Below are 7,107 nucleotides of genomic sequence, written 5' to 3' on the forward strand. Positions count from 1 at the left end.
CTATGGAAAATTTATTCATTGAACATTTTTTATCGTATGAAGATTTTAGAAGCAATAAGGAAATACAAGCATTAGAGCTAAATGAAGAAGATTTGAAGGTGATCTATCAAGTGATAGATCAAAATCGTTTTTTACTCTGTAGTGAACATTATTTACCTATTCTATTTCAATCAATTATGAAAAAAACTAGTGTTGCCACTAGTTTAAAATTGAAATCTTTGTTTCAAAATCATCATTCAATATTTCTAAATTCTTGATTTTTCAACATATCTATTTCTTCTTTATAAGGAGCTTTACCATCAATATAAGGTGTTTCTAAAATCTTAGGAACATCTTTTATTCTTTCATTATGAGCAATCCCATTTAAAATATCAAAACCAATCTCACCTAAGCCAAGATTTGCATGACGATCTTTATGAGCCCCTTTAACATTTTTAGAATCATTTAAATGAACAACAAGTAAACGATCTAAACCAATCACTTGATCAAATTCATCTAAGATTGCATCAAAATTTGATAAATCATAACCTGCATCATGAATATGACACGTATCTAAACAAACACCTAATTTTTCAGGATAATCACAATGAGAAATCAAATAATTGATTTCTTCAAATGTCTTTCCTAACTCACTGCCTTTTCCTGCCATTGTTTCTAAAGCAACCTTTCCTTGATAAGGTGTATCTTTTAATACTTCATTTAAACCTTTAATAATTTGTTGAAGACCTACTTCTTCTCCGGCTTTTACATGACTTCCAGGATGTAAAACAAGAATCGATGTCCCAATATCTTGACATCTTTGAAGTTCTTGTTTTAAGAAGTTAACTGCTAATTCAAAAGTTTCTTCTTTAACAGTATTGGCAAGATTAATGATATAAGGTGCATGAACAACAACATTTTTTAAATCAATGTTATTTTCCTTCATTAAAGCTTTTGCCTCATCCACCTTTAATTCACTAATGGCTTTTCTTCTGGTATTTTGTGGTGCTCCTGTATAAAACATAAACGTATTAGCACCATAAGATAAAGCTTCTTTTACTGAACCTAAAAGCATGTCTTTTCCAGACATTGAGACATGACTACCAATTATCATTGCCTTCCTCCATACGTTTAGCAATTTGTGCTTGACGTGCACGTTCTTTCTTTTGACGACGAATATCTTCACGAATCATTGCACGTTTTTGTTTACGTACAACTTGTTCTACTTGATATTTACGTTTCTTTTTATATCCTGGTTTCACTTTTTTAGGTTTACGGATAATCATTTGAACTTGTTTTTCAAGTTCAGTTTGTTGACGAATACGTTTTTTACGTTTTTCTCTTTGTCCTAAGTCAACAAATTGTCCGTTTTTAAGTTGCATATTCTTAAATTCAATCCCTTTTCTTTCAAGAATCGCAATATTCTTTTCATCAGTTGTATCATACATGCTATAACAAATACCTGTATAGTTTCCACGCCCTGAACGTCCACTACGATGAATATAGAAATCAGGTTCTGTTGGAAATTGCATATTAATAACATGAGAAACACCATCGATATCAATTCCACGTGCAGCAATATCTGTTGCAACAATATATTGATATTCATTGTTATTGATTTGACGCATCATTTTCTTTCTTTCACGTGGTTCTAAATCTCCATGAATTTCACCAACTTTATAACCATCTTCTCTTAACTGACGAGTAATTTTTGATACTTCTGTTCTTTTGTTAGCGAAAATAATACAAATATAAGGATCAATTGTTGCCATGATCTTCTTTAAAACATCATAACGATCTTGATGCTTTGTTGCGAGTAAAATATGTTCAACATTAGCTGTTGTAGCAAGTTTACTATCGATTTCAATAGTAACTGGACTTTGCATATATTTCTTTAAAAATGGTCTTAGATTTTGTGGAATCGTTGCTGAGAAAACCATCATTTGTAGATCATTAGCCATTTTTCCTGCCACAGCATCAATATCTTCTAAATAACCAAATTCTAATGTCATATCTGCTTCATCCACCACAAAAGTTTTTGCTGTTGTAATTTGTAAAGCTTGCGCATCTAAAGATAAATCTTTGATACGTCCTGGTGTTCCAATAACCACATGTGGTTGTGTTGAAAGTTTATTAACAGCTCTTTGACGGTCACTTCCTCCAACAATCAATGAAACACGTAATTCTGGTAAATATTTTGTAAATGTTTTAGCGTTATTAAATAATTGAGAAGCAAGTTCTCTTGTTGGTGCTGTAATAACGGCTTGCACACAATCTTTATTGACATCAATACGAGACATGATTGGTAATAAAAATGCATGTGATTTACCTGTCCCTGTTTGTGAAATCCCGATAATATCTTTATTCTTTAATACAAGGGGAATGACTTTTTCTTGTATTGGGGTTGGCTTTTTAAAACCTAACTCTTTAATTACTTGATTACAATATTCTTGTAATTTAAAATCTTGAAAAGTTGCCATAAAATCCTCCTTTTTTCTTTTTTTAGTCACGTTATTATACCACATTTTTGATACATTTCAACAAATATTATAGATGGATTTTTATAATTATTCTATAATACTCTTGTTGGAGGTGATTAGATGATCTTAAATACTGGTAATCGTACAGATATTCCTGCCTTTTTTAGTGACTGGTTTTTTAATCGTATTCAAGAAGGTTTTGTCTGTGTTCGTAATCCCTATTTCCCTCATCAAGTTACAAAATATATTTTAGATCCTCAAGTCATTGATATTATTTGTTTTTGTACTAAAAATCCTAAACCAATGCTTTCACGTCTAGATTTAATCAAAGACTATAAACAATTTTGGTTTGTAACAATTACCCCTTATAATCAAATGATTGAACCCTATGTTCCTAATAAAAATGAAATTATTCGTAGCTTCATTGAACTATCTAAAAAAATAGGAAGTCATTGTATTGGTTGGCGTTATGACCCTATCTTTTTAAATGATTATTATACTATCGAATATCATCTTCGAATCTTTGAAAAAATGTGTCAAAAACTCACTGGATATACTCATCAATGTGTCATTAGTTTTATTGATCTTTACCAAAAAACAAAAAAGAATTTTAAAGATGTTCAAGAAGTAAGTCAAAAAGATCAAATTTATCTTTGTCAAAAATTTGTAGAAATTGGAAAAAAATATGACATTGAAATCTATACATGTCACGAAAATGAATCTTTAAAAACAACAGGTGTTCATACAAGTGGCTGCATGAACCAACAAATTATTGAAAGAGCTCTTGGTGATTCATTAAAACTACCTAAAATAAATGAAGCTAGACAAGGATGTCGTTGTTTATTAAATAATGATATTGGCGTTTATAATACGTGTTTACATGGTTGCCTTTATTGTTATGCCAATTATGATCGTGCAACTGTTTTAAAAAATGTTAAAATGCATAATAAAAAGTCCCCTTTTTTAATTGGAGACTTTCAAAAAGACGATATTATTAAAGAAGCAAAACAAGTTTCTTATATTGATCGACAACTTTCCCTATTTTAAAGGATGTGCGTGGCGATAAGCAACACCTCTAGTAATACGTAATAAATTATCTTCTCCAGGAAATTTAACAGGCACGACTGGATTTTCTTGATACATTTTCATTACATCTTCAATATCGACAATGATTTCATCAAATTTCATGAGTCCATACATTTTAGGTGGAAGTAAATAAAGTGGTTTATCAATTGTTTGATTTTTTAAAGCTCTATCTAATTCTACCTTCAAATGTGGACATAAAATGACAACATCAAAACGGTCTAATTCTTTTAATCCTAAACCAAATGGTAAAAATTCAATACTGTATTTATCTTCTAAATTTTTTTCTTTAATTTCTTTTTCCATTCTTGTTGCAATAGCACTTGAAGAAAAGCCTCCACCACAACATAATAATATTCTAATCATTTAAACACCTCACTATTTGTCAGTATAACATATCCTCCGTTTCAATGTAAGGGCTTTTATTTTTCTTTGTAATCTTTATCTTATCTTTTTAAGTTTCACTTTTTTACCTTTTCATCATATTTTATAGTAGGTGATTTTATGTATCCTTATCAAAACCCTAATTATTATTACTATCAACCTCAGATGTATCCTTATTTTCAAAGAATGCCTAAAAAATTTAATTTACAACATACTCTTCATACAACGATACGAGGAATTCAAATTGCAAATCAAGTTATACCTATTATCTATCAAGTAAAACCATTAATTGATAATACCAAACAAGGTTTGACTTTATTAAAAGCAATGAATCATTTAAATGACATAGATTTTGATGAAATAGAAAAGGAATTAAAACCAATTTCTAAAGAAAACAATGAAATATTTGAAAATATGTTATAATCATCTTTGAGGTGATAAAAAATGTTAGTAAAAGGAATTGTTCCTAGAGGGTATTGTAAAGGCGTTGTTCGTGCAATTGAAATAGCTAAAAAACAAGCACACCAAACAACACCTGTTTATATTCTAGGAATGATTGTACATAATCAATATATTGTAAATGCTTTAGAAGATTTAGGAATTCAAACAATTGATATCAAAGGAAAAACACGATTAGAACTATTAGATGAAATCAATGAAGGAAAAGTCATTATTACTGCTCATGGAGCAAGTCAAAAAGTATTTGATAAAGCGAAAGAAAAAGGTTTAGAAGTAATTGATGCTTCTTGTTTAGATGTAATTAAAACTCATGATCTTATTCAAGATAAATTAAATGAAGGTTATGAAATTTTGTATATTGGTAAAAAGGGGCATCCTGAAGCAGAAGGCGCAATTTCAATTGATGAAAAAAGAATTCATTTAATAACAAATACAGATGATTTAAAAGCAATAGATCCTACTAAAAAATATGTTATGACTAATCAAACAACAATGTCGCTTTATGATGTTTATGATTTATGCGAAAAAGCAAAAGAGATTTTACCTTTTGTAGAAATTGAAAAAGAAACATGCACAGCTACTAAAATACGTCAAGAAGCTATTAAAAACATTGAAGATGATGTTGATATTATCTTTATTGTGGGTGATCCTCATTCAAACAATACAAGAAAACTTGCAAGTATTGCTCATGATTATCATACATGTGATGTTTATATGATTGAAAGTATTGATGATTTAGAAATTGAATGGTTAAAAAATAAAAGATATGCTGCTGTAAGCTCAGGAGCTTCTACACCAACATATCTTACAAATCAAGTAATTGATTATTTAAAACAATTTGATATCAATGATTCTAAAACATATCAAAAACCTATCATTGATAAAAATAAAATATTAAACCAAAAAGATGCCTAGGCATCTTTTTCTTGTGGTAACCATTGTACTTTGAAAAAATAAATAATAAAAATCAAACTACATACGACCCATGTTGTAGGCCATCCTAAAAAGACATAAACAATATCACTTGTTACTTTTGTAATTAAGAAAAGATAAATTTGTCTTAAGAAAACAAAAGAGAATATCATCACATACATTGGAACAGCTGAACGTCCAGCTCCACGTAAAACTCCATTGATAACTTGATTGATTGGTAAAACAATATAGAATGGTAAGAATGTTAACTGCATCAATCTTCCAGCATCAATTACATCTTTTTCTTGATTAAATAAGGCAATAAAATCACGACCAAAGAAATACATAATTACTACAAAACAAGCAATGGTAAGTGTTGCTAATGCTGTTGTAATATAAGCTCCTTTTTTTACACGGTCATACTGTTTGGCTCCTATATTTTGACCAACAAAAGTTGTAATAGCCATATTAAAGGCTTGTAAAGGTAAGTTAACAAAACCATCTATTTTAATCGTTACAGAATAACCTGCAATGACAGAGGCTCCATAAGCATTAATATAAGATTGAACAATAACATTTGATAAAGAAACAATACTTTGTTGAAAACCTGTAGGTAAACCAATTTTTATAATTTTTAATAAAATTTCTTTGTCAAAACCAATTTCCTTTAAAACAACTTTATAATCATCCTCTGTTTTCATTAAAACATACATGACCATAATCGCTGAAATAGCTTGAGCGATTAAAGTCGCATATCCTGCACCAGCTACACCAAAATGAAAATATTTAACAAATAAAAAGTCTAAGATAATATTAATAACACTTGAAAAAATCAAAAAATAAAGCGGTCTTTTAGAATCTCCCACCGAACGTAAGATACCTGATCCCATATTATAGACCATTACAAAAATAAGACTCCAAAAATAAATAGACAAATAAGTTGAAGCTTCAGAAAAAACTTCACTAGGAACACCGATTGCTTTTAAAATTGGATCATTAAATAATAAACCAACAATCGTTAAAACAACTCCCATAACAAGAGTTAAAGCGATACTATTATGAATTGCTCTTTTCATTTTACAAGTATTACCAGCTCCAAAGAATTGAGCAATAACAACTCCTGCTCCTGTTGAAATGCCCATAAAAAAACCAATCAACATATTAATGATGGGTGTACTTGCACCAACTGCCGCTAAAGCAACTTTTCCAACATAATTTCCTACAACATAAGAATCGACTGCATTATAAAGCTGTTGGAATAAGTTACCTATTAATAAAGGAATTGAAAACAAAATAATTGCTTTGACAATACTTCCTTTTGTTAAATCCTGTGTATTTCCTTTCATACATTCACCTTCCGCTTATAATTTTACTCTTATTTTATTGAAAACAAAAATATTTGCACGAAATGAAAAAAATAATTTCAATACATTCTTTTCGCTATAATAAAATTAAGTTGGAGGTTAGTTATGAGTAAAAAAATTATCTTTTTTGATGTTGATGGTACTCTCGTTGATGTCAGACCTGCAAGAGAATATGTACCAGAATCAACAATCAAAGCAGTAAGAGAAACAAGAAAAAAAGGAAATCTATGTTTTTTATGTACAGGAAGATCACTTGCTGAAATCTATCCTCATATTTTAGATGTAGGTTTTGATGGTATTATTGGTGCTGGTGGTGGATTTGTAACAATTGGTGAAGACATGCTTTATCATAAAAAAGTATCTGATAAAGATGTCCATCGTGATGTAGAATTATTTTAAGAAAATGATTATGACTATTAACTTGAAAGTAATGGTGGTTTGTTTGC

Annotated in this window: 9 protein-coding genes; 5 read left to right on the plus strand and 4 right to left on the minus strand. The window is 29.5% G+C overall.

Annotation, left to right across the window (positions count from 1 at the left end):
* Positions 1-2 precede the first annotated feature (2 nt).
* Positions 3-257 (plus strand): hypothetical protein, encoded by a 255-nt coding sequence (locus ACLVEP_RS02130; protein WP_318037042.1) that lies wholly within the window; start codon positions 3-5, stop codon positions 255-257.
* Here ACLVEP_RS02130 and ACLVEP_RS02135 read toward each other — a convergent pair.
* Together ACLVEP_RS02135 and ACLVEP_RS02140 are read right to left on the minus strand one after the other, a co-directional pair.
* Positions 233-1,093, minus strand: coding sequence for a deoxyribonuclease IV (locus tag ACLVEP_RS02135; RefSeq protein ID WP_412582515.1), 861 nt, complete (start codon positions 1,091-1,093; stop codon positions 233-235). The genes ACLVEP_RS02130 and ACLVEP_RS02135 overlap by 25 nt on opposite strands.
* Positions 1,080-2,459 (minus strand): DEAD/DEAH box helicase, encoded by a 1,380-nt coding sequence (locus tag ACLVEP_RS02140; RefSeq protein WP_412582517.1) that lies wholly within the window; start codon positions 2,457-2,459, stop codon positions 1,080-1,082. Before ACLVEP_RS02140 ends, ACLVEP_RS02135 begins: the two co-directional genes overlap by 14 nt.
* A 120-nt stretch (positions 2,460-2,579) precedes the next feature.
* On the opposite strand from ACLVEP_RS02140, the gene ACLVEP_RS02145 reads away from it, so the two are divergent.
* Positions 2,580-3,506: a DUF1848 domain-containing protein gene (locus tag ACLVEP_RS02145; RefSeq protein ID WP_412582519.1), complete on the plus strand. Its 927-nt coding sequence runs from the start codon at positions 2,580-2,582 to the stop codon at positions 3,504-3,506.
* Here ACLVEP_RS02145 and ACLVEP_RS02150 read toward each other — a convergent pair.
* A complete protein-coding gene (locus ACLVEP_RS02150) occupies positions 3,498-3,908 on the minus strand; it encodes a PTS sugar transporter subunit IIB (protein ID WP_107029032.1) in 411 nt (136 codons plus the stop codon). The two genes, ACLVEP_RS02145 and ACLVEP_RS02150, sit on opposite strands and share 9 nt — an antisense overlap.
* Positions 3,909-4,046: 138 nt before the next feature.
* Here ACLVEP_RS02150 and ACLVEP_RS02155 point away from each other — a divergent pair, with 138 nt between their 5' ends.
* The gene (locus ACLVEP_RS02155) at positions 4,047-4,349 is read left to right on the plus strand and encodes a hypothetical protein (RefSeq protein ID WP_107029031.1); all 303 of its coding nucleotides are present in this window, start codon (positions 4,047-4,049) and stop codon (positions 4,347-4,349) included.
* Between the two features lie 21 nt (positions 4,350-4,370).
* Positions 4,371-5,300 carry a 4-hydroxy-3-methylbut-2-enyl diphosphate reductase gene (locus ACLVEP_RS02160; protein ID WP_412582520.1) on the plus strand — a complete coding sequence of 310 codons (930 nt, stop codon included), beginning with the start codon at positions 4,371-4,373 and terminating at the stop codon, positions 5,298-5,300.
* On the opposite strand, the gene ACLVEP_RS02165 is transcribed toward ACLVEP_RS02160, so the two are convergent.
* A complete protein-coding gene (locus ACLVEP_RS02165; RefSeq protein ID WP_412582521.1) occupies positions 5,297-6,643 on the minus strand; it encodes an MATE family efflux transporter in 1,347 nt (448 codons plus the stop codon). The genes ACLVEP_RS02160 and ACLVEP_RS02165 overlap by 4 nt on opposite strands.
* A gap of 123 nt (positions 6,644-6,766) precedes the next feature.
* Between ACLVEP_RS02165 and ACLVEP_RS02170 the strand changes: the two genes are divergently transcribed.
* Complete coding sequence (locus ACLVEP_RS02170) at positions 6,767-7,060, plus strand: HAD-IIB family hydrolase (RefSeq protein ID WP_412582522.1); 294 nt, start codon at positions 6,767-6,769, stop codon at positions 7,058-7,060.
* Positions 7,061-7,107 lie beyond the last annotated feature (47 nt).

Origin of the sequence: Faecalibacillus sp., from assembly GCF_047023275.1 — a bacterium.
Lineage (GTDB): Bacteria > Bacillota_I > Bacilli_A > Erysipelotrichales > Coprobacillaceae > Faecalibacillus.